We start from the raw sequence: 25799 nt of genomic DNA on the forward strand, positions 1-25799 counted from the left end.
TTGACAAAATAAATTAAAAGAGTTATAATAAAATAGATCGAACGTTCGTTTTAAGGGGTGATATTATTTTAAAAGAAAAAATATTAAATGCATCTATAGAACTATTTTATAGAAAAGGTTTTGAAGCAACTGGAGTTAGAGAAATAGCAAAAAAAGCTGAAGTTAGCCCGTCTATGATAAATTATTACTTTGGATCAAAAAACGGTATATTAAAAGAAATTATGGAATTATTTTTTTCTCAAATGGAAGTATATTTATCTAATGTTGAAGAACAGGAATTTGAGGAAAGAATAAGAATGGGTATAAAATCTTTAGTATATGCATTAAGAAAAAACGAAAAAATGTTTAAAATAATAATGACTCAGATTCCAGATGATAACACTGAATTAATAGAATATAGGGCAGAAAAAATGAAAAATATAATATTAAAAAAGATATTTTTAGATGAATTCAAAGGATTTAATGGAGAAATTAAGTATGAAATAATAGGTCCAGCATTAAGCGGTATGATTTTTTCACACTTTTTATTAAAAGATATAGCTACACAAATTACAGGAGCAAAATTTAATGATGAATTCTATGAAATTTATCCAGATTATATAGCAGATATTTATTTATACGGAGCATTAAAAAAATTAAAGAAGTAAGGAGATGAGTTAATGGAAAGATATGTAGAAATTATATTTAAAAACAGAAAAAAACTATTGATATTATTAGCATTAATTAATATCACTGCATTAATAGGTTTATTTCAAATTAGACTTAATGTGGATTTAAAAACTTTTTTGCCTGCGGATTCAGAATATTTAGATAGTTATTCAATAATAGAAAAAAAATATGATTTATCAGATCAATTAATTGTAATGTTAGAAACAGAAAACAATCCTTTAGAAGATTTAGAATTATACAGAAAATTATGGTCTTTGCAAAGAGATTTAGAAAGCATAGAAGGAATAAATTTTATATCAAGTTTATACCCACAATCATTTCCAGGATATAATATTAAAAATCCAGAAGATATCAATGAAAATTTTTTAAATAAAATTTCTCAAATATCATTGTTTAAAGATAAATTTTTTAAAGAAAAGGATGGTAAATACTATTCTTTACTTACAATTCCATTGAAAAGTGAAGATTTTAAAGTTGTAGATCAAATTGAAGAAAAATTAATGGCAGTTACTCATTATAGTGGGGGTACATTGTTCTTTACAAAAAAACTATTTGATTATTTATTAAGTATAGTAATATTTTTACCTCCATTTGCATTCTTGACAATGTTAATAATTTTTTCTCTACAGTTAGGATCAAAAAAATTAGCACTATTTTCTGTTATACCTGCTGGGTTAGGTGCATTATGGACTTTGGGATTAATGGGATGGTCTGGTAGAGAATTAAGTATTGCTAGCGTATTGGTTCCAATATTTACTATAATAATGGGTAGTGCTGATGGTATGCACTTTTTAACTCATTATATAGAATATATAGAAAAAGGACTTGATAGGAAAAAAGCAGTTGTTGAAACATTAAAAAGTACAGGTATAGCAATGATAATGACAACTATTACAACAATAATAGGATTTATTTCTATGATTTTTATAAATTCAAACATGATGAGGGAAATGGGAATTTGGACTTCATTTGGTATTGGGTTTGCTGGAATAGCAACATTATATGTATTGCCTGTAATTATAGCAGGTAATGTTAAATTAGAAAGAAAAAGAGCTCATATGTTTGATGCATCTTTTGTAAAAAGTCTTTGGAATAAAAAAGGCGTATTTACATATATAATAATAATTTTAATATTTGCATTATTAATACCGTCAATAACAATAAAATTTGATCAAATAAGTATGTTTAAAAATTATACTAAAGTTAGAAAAGATTATGAAAAATTAACAACAATATTTGACTTTAATATTCCAATTATGGTTGATTTTCAAACTATAAAAGATCCTTTAGATAAGGTTTATTTAGAAGAAATGAAAAAATTAGAAAAAGAATTAAATGTTTCAATGTTTAATTATCCACAGCTATTTTTAGAGATTATGGGTAAAGAATTTTTCAACTTTAAAGCTTATCCAAATTCAATTCAAGTATTAATAATAAAAAATGCAATAAAAAATAATCCATCAGTACCATTATTTGATTTAGTTAAGGGAAAAAGCTTTTTAGGAATAATTACAACTAATTCACAAAATACATTAGAAGAAGTACAAAAAAAAGTTGATAATTTAAAAAATACAGGACTTTTTACTGATATAAAGGTATCGGGTATGCCATATGTATTTAATGAAATGAATACAACTGTTTTAAATAGTCAATTAAAAAGTATTATTATTAGTTTAATTCTTGTATTTATCTCAATATTTATTATGATACGAAATATAAAAATATCATTTTATGGAATATTACCACTATTTGGTGCTCTTATTGTAGAGTTTGGTGCAATGACATTATTTAAAATTCCATTAAATATACAAAGTGCATTAATGGCTAACATTACAATAGGTGTTGGTGTTGATTATGCAATTCATATGATAGGAACATATAAGTATTATAAAACCAGAAGTGAAAATCCAATTGAAGAAACATTTAATGTAGTTCAAAAACCAATATTAGCTAATGCTATAGGATTAGCCCTTGGATTATCCGTTTTAAATTTTTCACCATTTACATTCCACACAAATCTATCAATTATAATGTGGGTAGGAATGATTAGTGCATCAATGTTTACATTGATATTATTGCCTAATTTTTTAAAAAACGAGAAATAATAAAGAAAATATGATATAATATTATAAAAGTAAATATTCTCCGGGGCAGGGTGAAATTCCCGACCGGCGGTTATAGCCCGCGAACCTTATTTAAGGTTGATCTGGTGAAATTCCAGAGCCGACAGTTAAAGTCTGGATGGGAGGAGAAAAATATTGGAATAAGTGTATTTATTTTATTAGATAAATAATTGCCCTGGAGAAATCCAGGGCAATTTTATTTTTAGGAGGTATTATTATGGACTATATTTTAGAAACTTTTAATTTGAACAAACCTGTAATTATTTGGGATGAAAAAAAAGAGATAGAAGCAGATTTCGTTTTTCCTGCCCAAATGGCAAATGAGGAAATAATTAATTTTTTTATTTCAAAAGGAAAGGGGCTATTATGTTTAGCTGCAGAGGAAAAATACTTAATAAATAAAGGTTTTTTTAAATTACCGTCTAATAATTATGATAAATTAAATACCAATTATTTTATTACTATTGATTATAAAGATACAAAAACAGGTATATCTGCTAAAGAAAGAGCAAAAACTATTAAAGAATTTTCTAATAATTTAGATATTACCGATTTTAAATATCCGGGACATGTACAATTATTAGGAAGCATAGGTATTAATAATCGTAAAGGGCATACAGAAGCATCAGTAGAGTTAATGAAATTATTGAATTTAAAACCATTTTCTATATTAATTGAAATATTAGACGAAAATGGAAATTCGCATAATTATAAATTTATACAAGAATTATCTAAAAAATATAAAATACCATTAATAAATATAGAGGATATATATAATAAGGTTATTATTGAGAAACTCTTTGTAAAACCTGTATCAAAAGCTAAGTTACCTACAAAATACGGAGACTTTAATATAATAGGGTTTGAAAACAATTTAGATGGAAAAGAACATTTTGCTATATATAAAGGGGATTTAAAAAAAGAACCGGTATTAATAAGAATTCATTCTGAATGTGTAACTGGAGATGTATTAACTTCAAAAAAATGTGATTGCGGAAGCCAACTGCATAGGGCAATGAAAAAAATAAATGACATTGGAAGCGGAATGATAATATATTTAAGACAAGAAGGAAGAGATATAGGTATTACAAATAAAATTAAAGCATATGAATTACAAGATAAAGGATTTGATACAGTACAGGCTAATTTGGAGATTGGAATGCCTATAGATAATAGGGATTATGCTATAGCTGCACAAATTTTAAAATCATTAAATATACAAAAAATTATACTTATGACAAATAATCCAGATAAGGTTAATCAATTAAGAAAGTATGGAATACAAGTTATAAAGTATGAAGAACATCAAGGAGAAATTACATTAGAAAATAAATTTTATTTAAAAATAAAAAAAGAAAAAATGAATCACAATATTAAAATATAGGAGGGAATAATATGAAAATTATTGAAGGAATATACGATGGTAAAGGGCTTAAATTTGGTATTGTAGTATCAAGATTTAATTCTTTTTTCTCAGAAAAATTATTAGAGGGCGCATTAGATGCATTAAAGAGGCATAATGTTGATGAAAATAATATAGATATTCTTAAAGTTCCTGGAGCATTCGAAATTCCGTTTATAACTAAAAAATTGATAAAAAAAGATTATGACGCCATAATAGCATTAGGAGTAGTAATAAGAGGAGAAACATATCATTTTGAAGTAGTTGCTAATGAAGTTTCAAAAGGGATTGCTCAAATAAATCTAGAATCAGATATTCCGATAACATTTGGAGTAATCACTTCTGAAACATTGGAGCAAAGTATAGATAGATCAGGTGCAAAGGCTGGAAATAAAGGATTTGAAGCAGCAATGGCAGCAATAGAAATGGCAAATTTAAATAAGAAATTAAAGGAAGGATATCATGAATCATGAATATTTTATGCAAATTGCCATAAATGAAGCAAAAAAAGGTATTGGGAAAGTAAATCCGAATCCTTTAGTAGGCGCTGTTATTGTAAAAAAAGGAAAAATAATTTCAAAAGGATATCATGAGTATTATGGTGGAAGACACGCTGAAATTGTAGCAATAGAAAAAGCTAAAAGAAAGAATATTAATATAAAAGGGGCAACAATGTACGTAACTCTCGAACCGTGTTCTCATTATGGTAAAACTCCGCCATGTGCATATAGATTAATTAGAGAAGGTTTTAAAAAAGTTATTATTGGAATGTTAGATCCAAATCCTTTAGTAAATGGAAATGGTAAAAAAATTTTAAAAGATGCTGGTATAAAAGTTGAATATGGAATATTAGAAGAAAAAATAAAAGAGTTAAATGAAATATTTATTACATATATAACTAAAAAAAGACCATATATAGCTTTAAAATTTGCCATGACTTTAGATGGATATATAGCAACAAATACTTTTGATTCAAAATGGATATCAAATGAAAAATCTAGAAATTTAACTCATAAACTTAGAAAATACTACTCCTCTATTTTAATAGGAGCAAATACTTTGATAATAGATAATCCAAAATTAACTTGTAGAATAAAAAATGGAAGAAATCCCATTAGAATAATTCTGGATAAAGACGGGATTTTTGAAAATAAAAACTTAAATATATTTAATGAAGAAGGGAAAAATATTATTTTTACCGGAAGAGATATAAAAAATATTCCTCAAAACACAGAAATAATAAAAGAAACAAATATTAATAACATAATGAATATTTTATATAAAAAAGGAATAGATAGTATTCTTGTTGAAGGTGGATCATCGGTATTATCTTTATTTTTAAAAAGTAAAATAGCTGATAAATTACATATTTTTTATTCGCCAAAAATTATTGGTAATGGAATATCTCCATTTAAAAATATAACTATAGATAGTATAGATAAATCTATAAAATTAAAAACAATTAAAATGAAAAAAATAGAAGATAATATTTATTGGGAGTTGAAACAATGTTTACAGGAATAATTCAAAAAATAGGAAAAATGAAAATGAAAAAAAATAAAGTTATTATACAAAACCCTTTTGATAATGTAAGTATTGGCGAAAGCATAGCTATAAATGGTGTGTGTTTAACCGTTGAAAATATTGAAGAAAATTATCTTTATTTTTCACTAGGTGAAGAAACAATTAATAAGACAAATTTAAAATATTATAATAATAAATATGTTAATTTAGAGAGAGCATTAAGAGCTTCTGATTTTTTGGGAGGACATATAGTATCTGGGCATGTTGATGGAACAATTGCATTTTTATCTTTAAGAAAATCACAAGATACTTATTGGATGAGATTTAAATCACCCAGTGAAAAATGGGCTATAACAGAAAAAGGGTCAATAACAATAAATGGAATAAGTTTAACTATTGCAAGAAAAGATTTAGATTCATTTATGGTACAGGTTATAGAACATACATTTAAAAATACTAATTTGCAATATTTAAAATCAAATGATTTAATTAATTATGAAATAGATATTTTTAATAGATATATAAAAAATATAATAAATAATATACATATGATATAATCAATACATAGGGGTGATAAAATAAAAAATATAACGATATTATTAATAATATTATTTCAAATAACACTTTTTTCAAAAACATTATTAGTGCTTGGTGGCGGGGGAGCAGCCGGAGCATATGAAATAGGAGTGTTAAAATATATAGAGGAAAATAGTATAAAGATTGATGGCGTGTTTGGAGTGTCAGCAGGCGCCTTAAATGGTGCAGGTTTTGTTATGGGAAAATTAAATGAAGTAGAAGAGTTATGGAAAAGTATAGATGATAAAGATGTATATGATTTAAATACAAAAGATCATCAAGATAAATTAAATCCTTTTATTTTAGATCCATCACCATTATATGAATTTTTAAAAAATATAATTTCAGAAGAATTAATACTAAATTCAAATTATGATTTTGGAATTTTAACGTTTAATATAACCGACTTTAAACCTCTTTTTATAAAAAAGGAAGAAATGAAAGGTAAAATGCTAGATTATATTTTTGCAAGTGCAAGTTATCCATTATTTGGAACAATTGAAATAGAGGGTAAAAAATATACGGATGGCGGAGTTTTTTCTAATACATATCCAGCATTATTAGCGGATAGATATGGTTATGATAAAGTTATTGCAGTTTTTCCTGTAATAGATTTACCTACTGATTGGGTAATATATTCAATATTAAAAACAAAAAAGAATATAATAATTATTAGACCATCAGACTCAGTGCCTTTTCCATTAAATTTTTCACCGAGTTATTCAGAAAAATTAATAGAAATGGGATATAATGATGCAAAAAATAAATTAAAAATCCAGTACTTTGAACCAAAAAATGAAACAATAAAAAAAACACCCCTTGAAGAATAAAAGTATGGGGTGTTTTTTTCAAAAAGAATATAAAAATCAAAATTAACCAATATTGCTCCAGTAGAATATTAGAGTCATATTAGTTAATTGTACCACTTTCATTAAATCCATCTTTTTTTAATATCATTAACTAGTTTTTTAGCTGTAGGAGTAACTGCGATTCCTCCATTTCCTGTTTCTCTTAAATCTTCATGCATCATTTTACCTACTCTATACATTGCATCAACAACCTCATCAAAAGGTATTACGCTTTCGATTCCAGACAATGCCATTTCAGCTGTAGCAATGGCAACATTTGCTGCAGATGCGTTTCTTTTTACACATGGAATTTCTACAAAACCTCCGACAGGATCACAAACAAGCCCCATTAATGATTTTAAAGCTAAAGATGCTGCATGACCACATTTTTCGGCATCTTTAGAAAAATAGTATGTTAAAGCAGCTGAAGCCATAGCTGTAGCGGTTCCGATTTCCGCTTGACATCCTCCTGCTGCACCTGAAATTGTAGCTTTTTTTGCAACAACATTACCAATTGCCCCAGCTACTATAAATGAAGAAACTAAATCATCAAAAGAAGCATTTTTAACTTTTTTTAATGCATATAATATTGCAGGTACAACTCCACATGAACCAGCAGTTGGACATGCAACAATTCTTCCCATTGAAGCATTGTTTTCTGCAGTGGATAAAGCTGTTAATGTTGCAACATAATTAAATTCACTTAATAGTTTTGGAGAGTAATTTAATAATTTTGGAGCATTTTCTCCAGTTAATCCAGTTAAACTTTCATGTTTTTTTCCATAATTTTTTTCAGCTTCAGTAATCATTACTTCAACTAATCTCTTCATATTATTTTTAATAATAACAGGATCCATACCCGTTTCAACCATTTCTTCTGTTAATATAACTTCTTCAAAAGGTATATTAGTCTCCCGCCAAATTTCTAAGAGATTTTCAAATGTCATCATTATCACTTCCAACGTAAAAATATTTAATTACACATTCTAATTTATTTAATTCATTTAAATTAGAAGGTTTTTCATCTAATTCTAAAATTGTCAGAGCTCTACCTTCAAGAATATTGGTTCTTTTTAAATATAAATTTGCAACATTAACACTAATAATTCTTAAAATGTTTTCTAATGCTCCTTTTATATCTTTGTTGACTATAATTAATGTATTATAATCACCTGATAAATCACAATCTACACCATTTATTTTTGTTATTTTTATAGCCCCTCCTCCAATAGATGCTCCTTGTACTTCATTTATTTTATTATCTTTTTTTAATCTAATAAGCACGGTATTGGGATTAACATCACCAAGATCTGTTTCTATAAAAGAAAATTTTAGATTATAATTTTTTGCCAAATTATATGCATTTTTTATATCATAATCGTATTCTCTTAATCCCAAAATACCAGCAATTAAAGCTCTGTCTGTACCATGTCCCAAATAAGTTTTTGCAAAGGAACCATGTAAATAAAATTCTACTTCTTCTGGTATTCCTTCAATAAGTTTATATGCAAATCTTGCAATTTTTAATGCTCCAAGAGTATGAGAACTTGACGGACCAACCATTACAGGACCAACAACATCAAGCATGCTCATAATATCACCTTCTTATTATAATTTATTTAATTATAACATATTATAGTATATAGAATATTTTTTTGTAACATGCGATATAATTATATAGGGGCGATATTATGATAAAAGAAATAGAACAGTTTATAAAAGAAAAGATAAGAGATTATGGATATAATGGAGCAATGATAGGAATAAGCGGTGGAATAGATTCTGCTGTTGTTGGGAAATTATGTGTTAATGCATTGGGTAAAGAAAGAGTAAAAGGATTAATATTACCAGAAAGAGATTCATCACCAGAAACAATTGAAGATGCAAAGATAGTATGTGATTTTTTAGAAATTGATTATAGGATTATAAAAATATCGCCGATTTTAAGAAAGATAGGAGTATATTCTTTAGAACCACCTACATTTTTTATACCAAGAAAGATACAAGAAAAGTATGCAAAAAAAGAATTTGAAAAAAGAAGTTATATAAATGATTTGAAAAATCAAGGAGATACAGAATTTTTAAAAGGGATAGCATATTATAGGATAAAACATAGAATAAGAATGGTGCTATTATATTTTTATGCGGAACAAATAAATTATGCTGTTATTGGAACTACAAATAAAACAGAATTAAAAACAGGATTTTATGTAAAATATGGTGATGATTCTGTAGATATTGAACCAATAATGCATTTATATAAAACTCAAGTATTTAATTTAGCAAGGGAATTAAAAATACCTGAAAAAATAATAAACAAATCACCATCACCGGATTTAATTCCAGGTATAACAGATGAATATGCAATGGGTATTAGTTATAATGATTTAGATAGGATTTTGGTTAAAATGGGAAATAATGAAGATTTAAATGATGAAGATGAAAAGATGGTAAAAAAAGTAAAAGAGATTTTAAAAGTAGCAAAATATAGAGAGATAAAAAATTTACATATGGAGTGATAAATATGCACTTTGAATTAAGCCAAAATGTTATAGATAATATTCCTAAATTAATATCATTATTAGAATCCATATCAAATGAAACATATAATATGGATGATTTCTATAATGAATTATTAAAAACAGCTATAAGTATAATTCCTGAAGCTGATTATGGATCTTTAATATTAATTAATAATGATTCTTGGAATTGGTTAGCTGCAATAGGTCATGATAATAATATTTTAAAAAAGATGTCATTTAAAATAAAAAATGATGATCTAATTGACGGAAATGTTATTATATATAATGATGTTTTAGAGTATAGAAAAAAATTAATGCATAAATATGTATATGAAACTTTAAAGAAAGCTACCATACCAATTAAAAGTACCATGGCCTATCATTTAAAAATAAATGATAATCTTTGGATACAATTTTCTTTGGACATAGCAAAAGAAAGTCAAAAAACTTTTTCTGAAGACTCCAAAGAAACATTGAAATTATTTGGAAATCTTGCCAAAATATTTTTAAAAAATAAAATAGAAAAGGATAAGATAATTGAATTAAATAAAGAATTAAAAATAAAAAATTATCAATTATTAGAAATAAATAAAAAAATGCAAAGAATGTATGAAAATACATTAGATATAATCAACAATATGAATAAAATTACAAGAAGCATAAAAGATGATGAAAGTTTGATTATAAATGTTTTTAATACATTGGTAAAAATAATTCCTTTTGTAGAAAAAGCGTTATTAGTTGAAAAGAAAAATAAAAAAGTAAAAATAAAAGAAAAAATAGGATTTGGTTATTTAACTTTGAAGGAATTAAGTATAAAAGAAATAAAAAACAATATAATAGAGTTTATTGAACTTGATGGATATTTTGTTCAAACAAAATTTGAGGATAATATATATATATTATTAAAAATAGAAAAAGATGAAAATTATGAATTATTTAATGTTTATAATATTAATGAGAGTTTAGAAAAATTAATTCATTCTTTTTCTGAGTTAAAGGAAAATTTAAAAAGTTCAAAAGAATTTACAAAGAAAGTTATAAGAACATTTGTTAATTTAAGTGATTTAAACGGTGTATATAAGATGAAGCATTCAGAAAAAACAGCCTATTATGCAAATATAATAGGAAAGGAAATGGGTTTTTCAAAGGAAAAATTAGATAATTTATATTGTGCATCTTTAATGCATGATATTGGAAAAATAGGTATTCCGCCAAATATTTTAGTAAAAACAACAACTTTAACTCCAGAAGAATATGAAATTGTAAAAAGGCACACAATTATAGGTTATGATATAATTATGAAATATTTAGAAGATGAAAAATTAGCAAGGATTGTAAAATATCATCATGAGAGATATGATGGAAAAGGATATCCTGAAGGTTTAAAAGGAGAAGAAATACCTATAGAATCTAGAATAATATCAGTGGCAGATTCTTTTTCTGAAATGTTAGAAGAAAAATCCTATAGAAAGAATTTATCTCGAGAAAAAGCTATTAATGTATTAAAAGATAATAAAGGCACACAATTTGATCCTATGATTGTTGAAATATTCGTTAAATTTTTAGGAGAAAACCAATAGTGGTTTTCTCCTAAAATGAATTTCTAAAAGCATTTCTCCATCTTTCGATTTTTGAAAAATAGCATTTTATAATATTTTCTATTTCTGTTGTAGAAAAAGGTTTTAATAGGTAGTCATCAGCACCAGCTTCAATAGCTTCAAGAACTCTTTCCATTGTAGAATTACCAGTTATCATTATAACTTGAATTAATGAGTTTAAATCCTTTACTTTTCTTAAAAACTCAAAAGAATCAAGTCCAGGCATTACTATATCCAATAATATAATATGAAACTGTTCTTCATTTATTTTTTTTAAAGCTATATCGGCATTTTCAGCTGTTTCAATTTTTGTATTTTCAAAATTCATTTCAATATAATCCTTTAATACTTCTCTTATACCGGGTTCATCGTCAACGATTAAAACTTTCCAAGCCATAACTTATTCCTCCTTTATTTTAGGAATTTTTAATATAAATTTAGTTCCTTTGTTTACTTCGCTTTCGACATTAATTTCTATTTTATGTTTTAAACATATATTATATACAAAGAACAAACCGTATCCCATACCATGTTTTGATTTAGTAGTGAAAAATGGTTCGAAAATACGTTTAATATTTTCTTTAGGAATCCCCTCGCCGTTGTCCTCAATAGTAACATTATAAAATGTAGAAAGTTTCATAACGTTAATATTTATAAATCCATTTTTTCTATCTCCTATAGCTTCTATAGCATTTTCTATCAAGTTTGAAAAAACAATCATTAACTCCTGTTTATTTCCTTTAATATAAAATGGGGGATTACATGTTGTATTAAAATTAATAGAAATATTAGAAGGAGCTTTATATCTCATAAATTTTATAACGTCTTTTAAAACATCATATAAATCAATTTTTGTTTGAGAAGTTTCGCCTTTTACTAATGATTTAAATAGACCTGTAATTTCAATTATTCTATATACATTTTCTACAATACTTTTTACATAAGGTTGGTATTTTTCATCAATTATATTATTTAGCATTTCAGACTTCATTAAAACAATAGATAGTGGATTATTTATTTCGTGAAACATTCCTACAATTAGATTATTAGCAATTTCAAGGTATTCAAATACATTTGTGCCGTTTCTTTTTGAGTAGGTGTTATAAATATTTTCTATATGTTTTGATAAAACTTCTATAGAATTATTTACTAAAGGTACAATATTTAAAGGTATATTAGATGTTAATTCATAATAATAAACATTATTAAAAAGCTCAAAGTAATAACTACTAAATTCATTTTTTGATATTTTTGAAATAAAGTCATTGTTTTTTATTAAATCAAAAAAATTTTCTTCTAATTCTTTTTTTGACAAATATTGTATAGAAAACAAAAAAGTAAAAGAGTTATTATAGAAATCTATTAGAGAGTATAAGTATTTAAGTTTTGTATTTATATTTATTTCTGTTAGGTATTCTTTTGTTTTGGGATATAGTTCTATCATAAATTCTTCGCTGGAAATAGGATGAATATTAATAGTAAAATAATTTTCACTCTTTAATATTTTCTTAGATTTTCTTTCTGAAAAATATAGAGTTGAATTATTTTCAATAAAACTTTTAATCATAGATATATAGGAATGATTAACTAAATCAAAAAAATTTTTTTCATGGAAAAATGAATCAAAAGAAAAATTGCTATTTAATATATTTCCATCTTTATCAATTATAGCAATTGGAATTCTCAAACTATTTATATCAATCTTCATTTTTAACTCCCTCTTTAAATGCAAATAATAGATATCCGGAAATATTTTCAGATTTTATTTCAAATTTTATAGTAATACCATTTATTATATCATTTTTAATTTCTGAGAATTTATGCAAAATAGGTGGGGTAAAGGATAAATCCTTTTCATTTTCGGCAATAATGCTAATTACATTTCCACAAATAATATTCCCAATTTCCAAAAAAGAATCTAAAACATCTTCTGGCTGAATATTTTCTATATTATTAAAATTTTCTACTAAACCTAAAAATTTTAAAAAGTCAGAGGATAATAATGTGAAATAGAAATTCCAGATTTTATTTTCGCTCTTAGCTGATTGAGTCATAATGTAGTAATTTTTATTTATTATTTCATTTAATTTTATTTCTTTGGAATTATTTGGATACATTTTAATATCAATTCCAGTTAACTCTTTTAATATGACCTCGGATTTTTTAATTCCTCTTTCGATAATTTTATTTATCATTTTAAACACCTCTAGAATTATCTTCAATATTATTATAGCATAAAATGTTATAAAGTTGAAATAATGAAATACGAATATGTGATATAATAATAATGAAAAACACTAAAATTTAATAATATGTGAGGGGAAATTATGAATGTTAAAGAAATGTTGTTTTCAGATAACATAAAGGATAGATTAATATCAATTGAATATATAGCGGAAAATAAATTGAACGGATATGCCAAAGATCTATTTTCCTTATTAAAATATGAAAAAGATTTAATGGTTCAAGAGGCAATAATAAATACTTTAAAACACCTTGAATTAGAAAAAGTGCCTGATGAAATATTTTTAGAACTATTATTAAATGAAGAATTACTATTAAAAGAGTTTGCTTTATCACTTTTAAGTATAAATAAAAGAATAAATATTTTAGGAAAACTATTGGAAAATGAAGATAAAGATATTAGAAAATATGCTTTAGACGGATTGTATAGAACCAATGATAAAGAAGCAATAAAATATATAGCAAAATGTTTAGATGATCAAGATATAAATAATCAAATTGCAGCAATTGAATATTTGGGATTATTAGGCGCAAAAGAGTATTCTGAAAAAATAGCAAATATATTGCAAAGAACAAATAATCAATTTTTATTGACAACTATATTAGAAACATTGTCTTTAATTGGAGATGATAAATCAGATAATATAGTAAAAGAAAAAATAAATGATTTTAAAAAGGTACATCTAATAATTCCTTTTGCAAAATATGTTTTTAAAAGAAGTAATGTTTTTGAGAGTATAGATTTTTTTGAGAATTGTGAATATAAACATTTGATAATAAAGGAATTTTTAGATTATCTATACAAAAATCATAAGAAAATATATCCATATACAAAATTAAAAAATAAAGTAATAAAGGAATTAATAGAATTATTGAAATATAAAGAATATATATATGATATTTTAACCTTAATAAACTTATTAGACCAGGATGAGATAGATAAAATAATTTTAGAAAATATAAATGAATTAAATTCTGAGGGTATTATTGCAGTAATAGAAATAATAAACGAAAGAAAGTTAAAATCTTTTAAAGACATTCTCCAAAAAATAAAAAATAAATTTTCAGATGAAATAAAAATGATTATAGAAGAAACAATAATGGAGATGGAAACATGGTAGAAAGTTACAAAAAAATACGCGATTATATATATGAAAAAACAGGAATATATATAGAAGAAAAAAGATTATATTTTTTTAAAAATAGAGTTTTTAGAAGAATGAAAAAGATAGGAATAGATGATCCAGACACATACTATAATTTTTTAGTAAATGGAGAATATTCAGAAAATGAATTAGTAAAATTAATTAGCGAAATAACAGTTAATGAAACATATTTTTTTAGAGAATTTCCTCAATTGAAATCTTTTGCAGAATATGCATTAAAAGATGTAATAAGTAGAAAAAATAATAAAACAATAAAAGTATTATCAGCGGGATGTGCATCTGGCGAAGAACCATATACATTATCCATTATATTAGAAGAAATGTTAGATGGAGAATTTAATTATAAAATTGATGCATTTGATATAGATCCTATAATGATATTAAAAGCAAAAGCTGGAATATATAATGATTATGCAGTAAGAGATGTACCTAAAGAATATTTAAATAAATATTTTGAAAAAGATAAAGAGAATTATAAAATAAAGGATATTATAAAAAATAAGGTTAATATATTTAATTTAAATTTAATCGAAGATAATACATATGAAAAATTAGATGATAATTATGATTTTATATTCTGCAGAAATGTATTCATATATTTTTCTGATGAAATTAGAAAAAAGATAATCACGAAGTTTTATACAATTTTAAATGAAGGTGGATATATATTTTTAGGTCATTCTGAATCAATAAATAGAATAACTAATGCATTTAAAGTTGTAAAAGCAAATGATTTTATACTATACCAAAAACCATGGAATAAGGGAGGTAATGTGAATGCATAAAATATTAATAATAGATGACTCTAAAATGACAAGAAGTTACCATGCCAGTATATTAAAAGCTGCTGGATTTGAAGTAATTGAAGCAGAAGATGGCGCAAAAGCTTTAGATGTATTATACAGAGAAGAAGGTATAGATTTAATATTAACAGATTTAAATATGCCTAATTTAGATGGTTATACTATGATAAAAAAGATTAGGGAAGATGAGAATTATAAAGATATACCAATAATAATAGTAACAACATTAGATAAATCTACTAATAAAATGAAAGGATTTGAGGTCGGAGCTAATTTTTACATAGTTAAACCATCAGATCCAGAATCATTAATTGAAAGTGTTAAAATAGCTCTTGGAGTGGATTAAAATGAAAATGCATTTTGATAAAGAGTTTATCGATGGATTAATGAGAGACTTTTTTGCTGAAGCTGAAGAAAGTATAAACACCATCGAGGTTAATTTAGTGAACTTAGAAGAAACAGGTGATTTAAATCTAATAAATTCAATAATGAGAGGGTTCCATAGTCTTAAAGGAACATCTAGGTTGCTTTTGTCTATGGATATTCCTGAGAGATTTGTAGAAAAAACAAAAAAAATAGAGGAGCTTTCACATAAATTAGAAGATTTATCTTTAAGTATATCAGGAAAAGATGATAAGAATATAGATTTATTATATGATGGATTAGATTTGATAAAAAAAATTTTAAAATCATATAAAGATGATACTGTTGTAGATGTAAAAGAATTTTTAAATAATACTAAAAATATTAATATAGAAAAGAAAACAGATATTAATGAAGTTACTAAAAAGATGTTAATTAATTTAAAGGATCAATTTTTTGAATATTTAATTAATTCTGAAAATTATAATTTATCTCAATTAAATAGAATGAGAAAACCTATTAAAAATATATTGAAAAAAATGGGAAATGAAAAATTATCAAATAAATTTAATGAAATAATAAAATATGTTGAAAGTAATAATAAAACTGAATTAAAAAAGGCTATAAAAGAATTTGATGATATATTATATAATAAAAAAACAAATGAAATTAGTAAAATAGAATTTTCTGATACGCTTAGAGTAGACATAAAAAAAATAAATAATATATTGAATTTAGTTGGAGAGCTAATAATAGTAAAAAATACTTCAACATATTTACTAAAAGAATTATATAAAGTATCCCCGGATTTGTATAAAGAGTTTATTCATGTTTTTTCTAATTTAAATAAGATAACAATTAATATTCAAGATCAAATTTTAAGTTTAAAAATGGTTCCAATTAAAGAATTATTATACAAATACAAAAGATTAATAAGAGAATTGGCTAAAGAAAAAAACAAGAAAATAATATATGAATTTACTGGAGAAAATATAGAATTAGATAGAATATTAATAGAAAATATATCAGATCCTTTAACTCATATTATAAGAAATTCTATTGATCACGGTATTGAAGAAGTTGAGGAAAGGAGAAAAATTGGTAAAAATGAAGAAGGATTAATAAAGATAAATGCATATTATGAAAGTGGATATGTATATATAGAAATTATTGATGATGGTAGAGGAATTGATATAGAAAAAATAAAAGAAAAAGCTAAAAAATTAGGATGGAACATAGATATACCTGATGAAGAAATTATTAATTATATATTTGGGTCTGGGTTTAGCACTTCTAAAGAAGTGACTGAAATCTCCGGTCGTGGTGTAGGTATGGATATAGTAAAGAATAATATTGAAAAGTTAAATGGAAAAGTGTTTGTAGAAACTAAAAAAAATCAAGGGACAAAAATAACATTAAAAATTCCTAACTCAATTTTAAACATAAATGGCATAATGGTGTTAGTTGATAATGAAAGGTATATATTACCATTTGAAGAAGTATATAAAATTATTAAGGTAAAAAAAGATAAAATACATAATTATTCTAATAAATTATTTGTTGAATATAATGATGAAATAATTCCTTTTTTTGATTTAAAAGGAATACTAAAAAACAGAGAATATTCTTTTGATGATATTTTAAATAGAGAATATAAATATGATTTGGTGTCATTATTATTGATAGATGATGGAATTTCTGCAGTGTTAGTAGATGAAGTATTAGAGGAAAATGAATATTTAGTAAAACCATTACCGGAGTACTTGAAACATGACTTTCTATATGGTTCAACAATATTAGGAAATGGAGATATTGTATTAATACTCAAACCATCTGGATTGGTGATATAATGGCAAAAGTAATCGTTTTTGCAAATAGAAAAGGTGGAAGCGGAAAAACAACATTAGCATTTAATTTAGCAAATATATTTAAAAACTCGCTGTTAATAGATTTTGATTCTCAGGCACATTCTACAGTATATGCAGGAATTAATCCATTTGAAGTAAAATATGGAATATATGAGATGATTATTGATTATTTAAATACTGGGAAGTATAAGGATAAAAAATTAAATGTTCATAATATAGATATTATTCCGTCTAATCAAAATTTATCAGCATTAGAAGTTGAATTAGCCCATTATAATGAAAGGAATTTTGTATTAAAAGACTTTTTAATAGATTTTCATAATAAATATGATTATATTTTCATTGATACACCACCAAGTTTAGGATTACTAACAATTAACGCTTTAAATGCTTCTGATTACCTACTAATTCCAGTAAAAAGTGATTTCCTATCTCTTGTTGGGCTATCTCAAATGATGGAAATATACTATAAGGTAAATATAGAAAATCCTAGTTTAAAATTCTTAGGTGTTATTCCAACTATGGTTGATAAAAGAACAAAAATATCTAAAGAAATATTAGATGAACTAAATAAGATTTTTGGTGAAAAAAAAGTATTAACTGCGCTTAGAAATGATGTAAAACTTATAGAATCATCAAGTCATGGAATTCCAATAAATAAATATTCACCTAAATCAAGAGCAGCAATTGATATAAAAAAGATAGCTAAAGAAATTCAGGAGTTGATTAAATGAAAATCCTTGGCCGTGGTTTAGATACATTTTTTAATTCCGATAATTTATTTAAAAAGGCTTTAGAACTCGATGATAAAGGAAATATATTTTTTGCTTTTCATTATTATTTGAAAGCTGCTGAAACTAATGAAGATATAAAATCAAAAGCTTTAAATAATGCTGCAGTTATTTTAGCGGAAAATGGATTTGAAAAAGAAGCAATAGATTTATTAAAAAAATCTTTAGAATCAAATCCCGATAACAAGGAAGCAAAAGAAAACCTCGAGTATTTGGAGGGACTACTTTGATAGTTGGAATAGATTTTGGTACAACGAATTCTTTAATTGCAAATTCTGAAATATTTATTAATGAAAGAGGTAGTAGAATAACACCTTCAATAGTTTTTTTTAGAAATAACAATGAAGTTTTAGTTGGAGATTTAGCTAAATCTCAAATGTATATTAGACCAGATAAAGTTATATTAAATGTAAAAAGGGATCTTGGAAAAGGTAAAGAGTATATTATTAATAATGAAAAATTTAAAGCAGAAGAAATAGCGAGTTTTATTTTTAAGAAATTAAAAAATATAGTAAATGAAGAAATTTCAAGTGCTGTAATTACTGTGCCAGCATATTTTGATGACAATCAAAGAAACGGTGTATTAGAAGCGGCTTCTATAGCTGGTTTGGATGTTGTAAAGCTCCTAAATGAACCAGTTGCAGCAGCTATTGGATATGGAATAAATATAGAAAACAAAAAAATATTAGTTTTAGATTTTGGCGGGGGAACATTTGATATTACGCTAATGGAAATAAAGGACGATGTTTTTAATGTATTAAAAACGGGAGGTAGTTCAGAATTAGGTGGAATAGATTTCGATAATATATTAGTTAATTGGATTGTAAATACGGTAAAAGAAAAAGATGGAATAGATTTAAATGTAGATCCAGTTGCACTTCAGCAATTATATATTCATGCTGAAAACGCTAAAATAGATTTATCTGTTGTTGAAAATACTGATATTATCATTCCATATATTGCTACCTTAAATAATAGACCATATCATTTAAACTTAAATATAAATAGAGATATTTTTTTAAGTATATCAAAAGGATTAATAGAAAAAATAGAAAAATTAATATTGGAAGTTGCTAATGAAGAAATAGATGAAATAATATTTGTAGGAGGGTCTTCTAGATTATTCTTTTTAAAAGAATTAGTAAAAAAGATTTTCCCTGATAAAAAGATAATATCAGATTTAAACCCTGAAGAGATTGTAGTTAAAGGAGCAGGATTATATGCTCAGGTATTAGAAGGAAAAATAAATAATATTTTACTTAGAGATATATTACCTCATTCTTTAGGAGTATTAGATGATGAAGGTAATTTTATAGAAATACTAAAAAGTGGAATTCATTATCCATCATCGGAAACAGAAATTTTCACTAATACTAAAGATAATCAAGATACTATTATTATTAAAGTTTTACAGAAGAAAAATGATGAAATGATTAATCTTGGTGATTTTGAATTTAAATTTTCTAAAAAATGGAAAAAAAATGAAGCGAGAATAGCGGTTAATTTTTCACTTAATATAAACGGATTATTAGAAATTACTGCAGAGGATTTAAATACGGGACAAAGTTTAAAGGGAAAAATTACCAATGCTATGGTGAATAGAAAGAGTATAAATAAAGATTTTATAAATAATTATAAGATAATATAAATAACTGGTTAATATAAGGGGGAATTTAAATGGAAGAAAAAAAATTGCTTTCTCCGGAGTCGCAAAAAACACCAGGAATAATGAAAATTAAAGATGAAGAATTAAGAAAGAAAAGAGAAGAAGCAAGACAAAAAGCTATTGAAAGAGCTAAAAGACAAACTATACTAAAAAGGCAAGTAATAGCAGAAAATTTAACATCTTCATCTGAGGAATTATTAGCTGCTGTTGAGCAAATAAGTTCTAGCGTTGAAGAATTATCAAAGTCTATGATGCAAATAAGTTCTGGAGCAGAACAAATATCTAATTCTATTCATGAAATTAGAGCTGCAATATATCAAATAAATAAGAATTCTGATGGAATAAAAAAAGAGTCAAGAGATATATTATATGAAACAGATAAATCTCAAGTACAAATATTACAATCAATAAATAGCGTAGATATGTTAATTAATTCTGTAAATAAAAGTATTGAATTTAATAAAGATACAAATTCCAATATCTTAGAATTAAAGGAAAAATCTCAAAAAATATCAGATATTATCAATTCTGTCTTATTAATTGCTGATCAAACAAATCTTTTGTCATTAAATGCGGCAATTGAAGCTGCAAGAGCAGAAGAATATGGTGTTGGATTTGCTGTGGTAGCTGATGAAATTAGAAATCTTGCAGAAACTTCAGAAATAAATGCAAAAAATATTGAGGAAAGCATAAAAAATCTAAAAAGTAGTATGGATTATGTTATAAATGATGTTGAAAAATTAAATATATATTTTGAAGAACAAGGAAAATTAGGCGATGAAATTAATAAGGAATTTAATGATATAAAAAATACATTTGATGCTATCAAAAATAATGTAAACAAAGAAATAAAAATAATAGAAGAATTTTCTGAAATATCAGAAAAATATTTAGCTTCCGCTGAAAATGTTGTATCTTTTTCAGAACAAGTTGCAAAAGAATCAGAAGATATATCTAAAGCATTACAGGAAGAGGAACAAGCATTTATTCAAATTTCTCAAGCATCTCAAAATTTAGTAGATATTTCAGAAAAAATATTAAACTCTACTGAAGATAAAGATTCATTATTACAATTATCCTCATCAATTGATGAAATGTTTAGTATTATAGAAGAAGCATATAATGGTTCTGAGAATATAAAATATCATTTAGAACAATTAGAAAAAATTTCTTCAGTATTCGCTGAAGAAATGGATAATATGATTAATTTAGTTTCAAAATTTTCTGAATTATCAAAAGAATTATTGGATATTAATAAAAATGATAAAGACACAATAATTACAATATTAAATAATATAAAAGAAAGTAAATCAAAAGTAAATACTTTAATTGATAGTATAAATAGCACAAATGATGGATTTTCGGAAATATATAAAAATATAAAAAAATTATCCACAAACTTCAAATTAATAAATAATAGTATATCTAAAATTGAAAAAATATCTATTCAAATTAATATGTTAGCTGTAAACGGGTTTATAGAATCTGCTAGAGCTGGTGAGTATGGTAATGGTTTTTATGTAGTTTCTAATGATATAAGAGAATTATCGAAAACTTCTGAAGAAAATTTAGAGTCTATAAAAAATGTGATAGAAGAGATTGATGAAAATATAAAAATATCCGAAGAAAATGTATATGAAAATCAAAAAAGGACATATTCAGAATTAATAGAAGCAAATTCAGCGGTTAATGCCATTAAAGAAATTCAAAAAAATATAGAAGAATTATTAAATAAATATAAAACAGTTTCGCACTCTATTTCAGAAATTGTCATAGCTATTGAACAATCTAAAAAGGCAGTAGAACAGTCACAAAGTGCTGTTGAAGAATCTTTTGCTTCAATAGAAGAGGCTTCAAAAGCTTCTATTGAACATGAAAGAGGTATAAATGAAATGCTAAAGGTTGTAAAAGAAATTATGAATCAATCAAATGATCTACAATTATAATGAGGGTGTATATATGAATTATATAATATTTTCATTAAACGAACAAGAATATTGTATTCCAATGAATGAGATAAGAGAAATTGTGGATTTAAAAAAAATCACTAAAATTCCATTAGCTCCTGATTATGTTGAAGGTTTAATAAACCTAAGAGGAGAAATTATCCCAGTAATTAATTTAAAAACAAAACTGGGATTAAAGAGTAATTACAATTCAAAAATTATAATTTTGAATAATAATATAGGAATATTAGTTGATTCTATAAACGGAATTTTAAGCAAATTCGATGAAAAAATAGAAACAAAATCAAAATATGTTAATTCGGTTATAAAAAATGGGGAAAATGAATATTTTTTATTAGACATTAATAAATTAATTGAAGTAAATAACAAAAAAATTCAAAGCACAATAAATAGAAAAAAAATAAAGAAACAAAATAAAAAGATTAAAATGAAAAAGATTATTACTTTTAAAGTAAATGGCGAGATATATGGATTTGAAATAAATCAAATTTTTGAAATAATCAATTATTTTGAACCTAACAAAGTTCCAATTAATCAGGATTGTGTAAAAGGAATTATTTCTGAAAGAGGAGAAGTTATACCTGTAATTGATCTTAAGAAATTATTATATAATATAGATTCGAAAATTAACAAAAAAACGAAAATAGCTATTATAGATGTTGATGGATATAATATTGGTGTAATAGTAGAAGAAATTCATAGAATAGTTGAAGTAGAAAAAATAAAAGAATTTCCATATAAAAATTTATTAAAAGGATATATAAAAACAAAAGATTTTTCTGCTGTAATATTAGATATAAATAATGTATTGAATGATGAAATTAAATTTTTGAATAAAAAGAGTGTAAAAGTTCAAAAAGATAAAGTGAAAAAGGATAAATATTTATTATTTAATATAAATAATGAAAAGTATGCATTAGAATTGAAATTAGTTAAAGAAATAAATAGGTTAAATAAAATAACAAAAGTACCTTATTCATCATACGTTCGAGGGATAAGTAATTTAAGGGGAAATATATTACCAATAATTGATTTAAAAAAGAGGTTAGGATTCGAAGAAATAAAAAATAAATTTTCAAGGGTTATAGTTTCTAATATAGATAACCAATTAATAGGGTTTTTAGTAGATTCTGTAAATAACATAATATCTATGGAATATATTCAATTTAAATCAAGCGATAAATTTATTAAAGGTATAGGTAAATATAATAATGAATCTGTATTATTAATAGATTTAAATAAAATAGTTGATAAAGAAGAATTAAAAAGATTAAATGAATCTATTTATAATTCAAAAACTGATAATTCAAAAATTGATAAAACAAAACTTGATAAAACTATTACTGATAAAACAAGACCTAATAAATCAAGAACAGATAATTTAAATGATAAACCTATTAAAGAAAAAGAGGAAACAAAAACAATTAGAAAAGAAAAAATTAAAAATATAAAATTAAAGAGATCGAGGTGATTCTTATTCCAGAAATAAATGTTTTAATTGCAGATGATTCTCCTTTGACAAGAAAAATTCTAAAAGCATTAATAGAATCAGATAAAAGTTTAAGGATAATAGGGGTTGCAAGAGATGGAATTGAAGCTGTTGAAAAAGCAAATAAACTAAACCCTGATGTTATAATAATGGATATAAAAATGCCAAATATGGATGGTTTAACGGCGTTACAGTATATATTAGAAGAAAAAAATATACCTGTTATTGTTGTATCGTCACTGGGTGAAAAATCATCTATAATAGCATATGAAGCTCTTGAATTAGGTGCATTTGATTATATTGAAAAACCAGATGATTTATATTATCTAAAAGATGAATTGATAAAAAAAATTCATGCAGCTTATATATTTTCACAATCAGAAGAAGCAAAAAAAGAATTTTTCTCTGAAAAAGACATTTCATACCAACCTAAAGAAAAAAAGGAAACTGAAACAAATATTGAAATGGATTTCTATGGAGTTACTATTGGTATTTCAACAGGTGGGCCAAGAGAGATTTATGATGTTTTGCCGAAATTTCCAGCAAATTTAAATGCAGCAATTTTTTTAGTTCAGCATATACCTGAAAAATTTACAAAAACTTATGCAGAAAGGTTAAATAACAGTTGCGAATTAAAGGTTGTTGAAGCGGAAAATGATATGGATGTTAAACCAGGATATGTTTATGTTGGTAAAGGCGGTTATCATTTAAAATTAAGAAAAGGATTAAATGGCCTTAAGATAATGTTATCAAAAACACCAAGAACTATATTCATGCCATCAGCGGATATTTTAATGGAATCTGTTTTAGAACATTTTAATAATAAAACTATAGGTGTGTTAATGACAGGTATGGGCGATGATGGTGCAAAGGCAATGGTAAAAATAAAAGAAAATAATGGTTATACTATAGCAGAATCCGAAGAAACAGCAGTTGTTTTTGGAATGCCAGCTGAAGCCATTAGATTAGGTGGTGCAAATATAGTTTTACCATCTTATATGATAGCGAATGAAGTTATTGAGAAAGTTGGATTGAGAAATGGATAAGAGTTATGAAGAATTAATGGCATTAAAAGATGAATTAGAAGAAGCCTATAAACAATTAGAACAATCATATAATGAACTGGAAGAATTGAATAATAGATTTGTTAGAGTAACAGATTTAATTACAAATATATCTATGGATATATCAATGGAATCATTTTTTGGAAAATTGTTATCTTATTTTGTAGAATTAATACCACAAATTTCATATGGATGTGTTTTGGAAAAAGAAGGGGATTTTTTTAGATTTGTAGCGACTTTAGGGCATAGCAAAAAATTATTATTAGATACTGCTATAATAACTAAAGAATTTAATGAGATAAAAGAGATAAATAACTTTTACTGTAATTATATAAAAAATTATAATGTGTTAAAAGAAAAGATAATAAAGTCTAATAAGAGTTTAATAATTCCATTGAAAACATTCGAATTACATGGATATATAATATTAGATTTAAAAGATAGAGATATAAAAAAAACTGAAAAAGATTTAATTAATGTTATGGGGAAAATAGCTTCAACATTTTTAGTTTCAAAAATATTGTATAATGAACAAAATAAATTTTTAAAAAACACGGCATTTGCCTTTTTAAAGGCTGTTGATTTTTATGATCCATATACAAAAGGCCATTCTGAAAGAGTTTCATATTATGCTACCACACTTGCAAAAATAATTGGAAGAGAAGATATTATTAATGATATTTTCGTTGCAAGTACCTTGCATGATATAGGTAAATTATCAATTCCTCAAAGTATATTATTAAAAAAAGAAAGATTAAATAATGAAGAATTTGAAAAAATAAAAGAACATCCTGTTAGAGGAGAGGAATTAGTAAAGACCTTTAAGGGTTTTGAAAAAATAGGGAAAATAATTAGGCATCATCATGAAAGATGTGATGGAAAAGGTTATCCAGATGGATTATCTGATAAAGAGATACCTTTGGAATCAAGAATAATAACAATTGTGGATGCTTTTGATGCAATGACAACAGCAAGACCATATAGGGACGCTTTATCAGTTGAAGAAGCAATTAATGAGCTTATTAATAACAAAGGTAAGCAATTTGATCCTATACTAACAGATGAATTTATAAAATTTATTAAACTTAATAAATTTTTCAAGGAGGAATGATT

The 25799-nt window shown here is 24.7% G+C and carries 25 protein-coding genes and 1 riboswitch; of the genes, 20 read left to right on the forward strand and 5 right to left on the reverse strand.

From position 1 onward, the window contains the following. The first annotated feature begins 80 nt into the window (after positions 1 to 80). The 7 genes from AS160_RS10030 to AS160_RS10060 all read left to right on the forward strand — a co-directional run bounded on the left by AS160_RS10030 (position 81) and on the right by AS160_RS10060 (position 7124). The gene (locus AS160_RS10030) at positions 81 to 647 is read left to right on the forward strand and encodes a TetR family transcriptional regulator (protein WP_277601315.1); all 567 of its coding nucleotides are present in this window, start codon (positions 81 to 83) and stop codon (positions 645 to 647) included. Between the two features lie 12 nt (positions 648 to 659). Next, on the forward strand, positions 660 to 2774 hold the full coding sequence (locus AS160_RS10035; protein ID WP_165148481.1) for an MMPL family transporter: 2115 nt from the start codon (positions 660 to 662) through the stop codon (positions 2772 to 2774). A 32-nt stretch (positions 2775 to 2806) separates the two neighbouring features. Beyond that, positions 2807 to 2926: riboswitch (FMN riboswitch) on the forward strand. 83 nt (positions 2927 to 3009) lie between these two features. Continuing rightward, the gene (locus tag AS160_RS10040) at positions 3010 to 4176 is read left to right on the forward strand and encodes a bifunctional 3,4-dihydroxy-2-butanone-4-phosphate synthase/GTP cyclohydrolase II (protein ID WP_165148484.1); all 1167 of its coding nucleotides are present in this window, start codon (positions 3010 to 3012) and stop codon (positions 4174 to 4176) included. A gap of 11 nt (positions 4177 to 4187) precedes the next feature. Beyond that, on the forward strand, positions 4188 to 4667 hold the full coding sequence (ribE, locus tag AS160_RS10045) for a 6,7-dimethyl-8-ribityllumazine synthase (protein WP_165148487.1): 480 nt from the start codon (positions 4188 to 4190) through the stop codon (positions 4665 to 4667). Continuing rightward, positions 4657 to 5718, forward strand: a complete 1062-nt coding sequence (ribD, locus tag AS160_RS10050; RefSeq protein WP_165148490.1) for a bifunctional diaminohydroxyphosphoribosylaminopyrimidine deaminase/5-amino-6-(5-phosphoribosylamino)uracil reductase RibD — start codon at positions 4657 to 4659, stop codon at positions 5716 to 5718. The genes ribE and ribD overlap by 11 nt, the downstream gene beginning before the upstream one ends. After that, on the forward strand, positions 5703 to 6275 hold the full coding sequence (locus tag AS160_RS10055) for a riboflavin synthase (protein ID WP_165148493.1): 573 nt from the start codon (positions 5703 to 5705) through the stop codon (positions 6273 to 6275). Before ribD ends, AS160_RS10055 begins: the two co-directional genes overlap by 16 nt. Before the next feature lie 87 nt (positions 6276 to 6362). Further along, entirely contained in the window at positions 6363 to 7124 is a 762-nt protein-coding gene (locus AS160_RS10060) for a patatin-like phospholipase family protein (protein ID WP_165148496.1), read from the forward strand. Between the two features lie 101 nt (positions 7125 to 7225). Here AS160_RS10060 and sdaAA read toward each other — a convergent pair whose 3' ends face one another. Then, entirely contained in the window at positions 7226 to 8089 is an 864-nt protein-coding gene (sdaAA, locus tag AS160_RS10065) for an L-serine ammonia-lyase, iron-sulfur-dependent, subunit alpha (RefSeq protein ID WP_165148499.1), read from the reverse strand. After that, entirely contained in the window at positions 8079 to 8735 is a 657-nt protein-coding gene (gene sdaAB / locus AS160_RS10070; protein WP_165148502.1) for an L-serine ammonia-lyase, iron-sulfur-dependent subunit beta, read from the reverse strand. Before sdaAB ends, sdaAA begins: the two co-directional genes overlap by 11 nt. 98 nt (positions 8736 to 8833) lie before the next feature. Here sdaAB and nadE point away from each other — a divergent pair, with 98 nt between their 5' ends. Together nadE and AS160_RS10080 are read left to right on the forward strand one after the other, a co-directional pair. Continuing rightward, positions 8834 to 9661 carry an NAD(+) synthase gene (gene nadE / locus AS160_RS10075; protein WP_165148505.1) on the forward strand — a complete coding sequence of 276 codons (828 nt, stop codon included), beginning with the start codon at positions 8834 to 8836 and terminating at the stop codon, positions 9659 to 9661. A gap of 5 nt (positions 9662 to 9666) precedes the next feature. After that, the gene (locus AS160_RS10080; RefSeq protein ID WP_165148508.1) at positions 9667 to 11247 is read left to right on the forward strand and encodes an HD-GYP domain-containing protein; all 1581 of its coding nucleotides are present in this window, start codon (positions 9667 to 9669) and stop codon (positions 11245 to 11247) included. A 10-nt stretch (positions 11248 to 11257) separates the two neighbouring features. On the opposite strand, the gene AS160_RS10085 is transcribed toward AS160_RS10080, so the two are convergent. The 3 genes from AS160_RS10085 to AS160_RS10095 are packed head-to-tail and all read right to left on the reverse strand — an operon-like array spanning position 11258 to position 13460. Continuing rightward, positions 11258 to 11662, reverse strand: coding sequence for a response regulator (locus tag AS160_RS10085; RefSeq protein ID WP_165148511.1), 405 nt, complete (start codon positions 11660 to 11662; stop codon positions 11258 to 11260). A 3-nt stretch (positions 11663 to 11665) separates the two neighbouring features. Then, positions 11666 to 12973, reverse strand: coding sequence for a HAMP domain-containing sensor histidine kinase (locus AS160_RS10090; protein WP_165148514.1), 1308 nt, complete (start codon positions 12971 to 12973; stop codon positions 11666 to 11668). Further along, positions 12963 to 13460: a chemotaxis protein CheX gene (locus tag AS160_RS10095; RefSeq protein ID WP_165148517.1), complete on the reverse strand. Its 498-nt coding sequence runs from the start codon at positions 13458 to 13460 to the stop codon at positions 12963 to 12965. The genes AS160_RS10090 and AS160_RS10095 overlap by 11 nt, the downstream gene beginning before the upstream one ends. A 132-nt stretch (positions 13461 to 13592) precedes the next feature. On the opposite strand from AS160_RS10095, the gene AS160_RS10100 reads away from it, so the two are divergent. From AS160_RS10100 to AS160_RS10150, 11 genes are read left to right on the forward strand one after another with little or no spacing between them, the layout of a single operon-like run. Further along, on the forward strand, positions 13593 to 14630 hold the full coding sequence (locus AS160_RS10100) for a HEAT repeat domain-containing protein (RefSeq protein WP_165148520.1): 1038 nt from the start codon (positions 13593 to 13595) through the stop codon (positions 14628 to 14630). After that, the gene (locus AS160_RS10105; RefSeq protein WP_165148523.1) at positions 14624 to 15460 is read left to right on the forward strand and encodes a protein-glutamate O-methyltransferase CheR; all 837 of its coding nucleotides are present in this window, start codon (positions 14624 to 14626) and stop codon (positions 15458 to 15460) included. Before AS160_RS10100 ends, AS160_RS10105 begins: the two co-directional genes overlap by 7 nt. After that, positions 15453 to 15824: a response regulator gene (locus AS160_RS10110; protein ID WP_165148526.1), complete on the forward strand. Its 372-nt coding sequence runs from the start codon at positions 15453 to 15455 to the stop codon at positions 15822 to 15824. The genes AS160_RS10105 and AS160_RS10110 overlap by 8 nt, the downstream gene beginning before the upstream one ends. 1 nt (position 15825) lies before the next feature. Continuing rightward, entirely contained in the window at positions 15826 to 17691 is a 1866-nt protein-coding gene (locus AS160_RS10115) for an ATP-binding protein (protein WP_165148529.1), read from the forward strand. Further along, positions 17691 to 18443 carry a ParA family protein gene (locus tag AS160_RS10120; protein WP_165148532.1) on the forward strand — a complete coding sequence of 251 codons (753 nt, stop codon included), beginning with the start codon at positions 17691 to 17693 and terminating at the stop codon, positions 18441 to 18443. The genes AS160_RS10115 and AS160_RS10120 overlap by 1 nt, the downstream gene beginning before the upstream one ends. Beyond that, positions 18440 to 18730: a hypothetical protein gene (locus AS160_RS10125; protein ID WP_165148535.1), complete on the forward strand. Its 291-nt coding sequence runs from the start codon at positions 18440 to 18442 to the stop codon at positions 18728 to 18730. The genes AS160_RS10120 and AS160_RS10125 overlap by 4 nt, the downstream gene beginning before the upstream one ends. Then, positions 18727 to 20148, forward strand: coding sequence for an Hsp70 family protein (locus tag AS160_RS10130; protein ID WP_165148538.1), 1422 nt, complete (start codon positions 18727 to 18729; stop codon positions 20146 to 20148). Before AS160_RS10125 ends, AS160_RS10130 begins: the two co-directional genes overlap by 4 nt. 29 nt (positions 20149 to 20177) lie before the next feature. After that, positions 20178 to 22112 carry a methyl-accepting chemotaxis protein gene (locus tag AS160_RS10135; RefSeq protein ID WP_165148541.1) on the forward strand — a complete coding sequence of 645 codons (1935 nt, stop codon included), beginning with the start codon at positions 20178 to 20180 and terminating at the stop codon, positions 22110 to 22112. A 13-nt stretch (positions 22113 to 22125) separates the two neighbouring features. Then, positions 22126 to 23604, forward strand: a complete 1479-nt coding sequence (locus AS160_RS10140; protein ID WP_165148544.1) for a chemotaxis protein CheW — start codon at positions 22126 to 22128, stop codon at positions 23602 to 23604. After that, positions 23601 to 24668, forward strand: coding sequence for a chemotaxis-specific protein-glutamate methyltransferase CheB (gene cheB / locus AS160_RS10145; RefSeq protein ID WP_206528177.1), 1068 nt, complete (start codon positions 23601 to 23603; stop codon positions 24666 to 24668). The genes AS160_RS10140 and cheB overlap by 4 nt, the downstream gene beginning before the upstream one ends. Beyond that, a complete protein-coding gene (locus tag AS160_RS10150) occupies positions 24661 to 25797 on the forward strand; it encodes an HD-GYP domain-containing protein (RefSeq protein WP_165148547.1) in 1137 nt (378 codons plus the stop codon). Before cheB ends, AS160_RS10150 begins: the two co-directional genes overlap by 8 nt. The last annotated feature ends 2 nt before the right edge of the window (positions 25798 to 25799 follow it).

The sequence above is a fragment of the Marinitoga sp. 38H-ov genome (genome assembly GCF_011057715.1).
Taxonomy (GTDB): Bacteria; Thermotogota; Thermotogae; order Petrotogales; family Petrotogaceae; genus Marinitoga.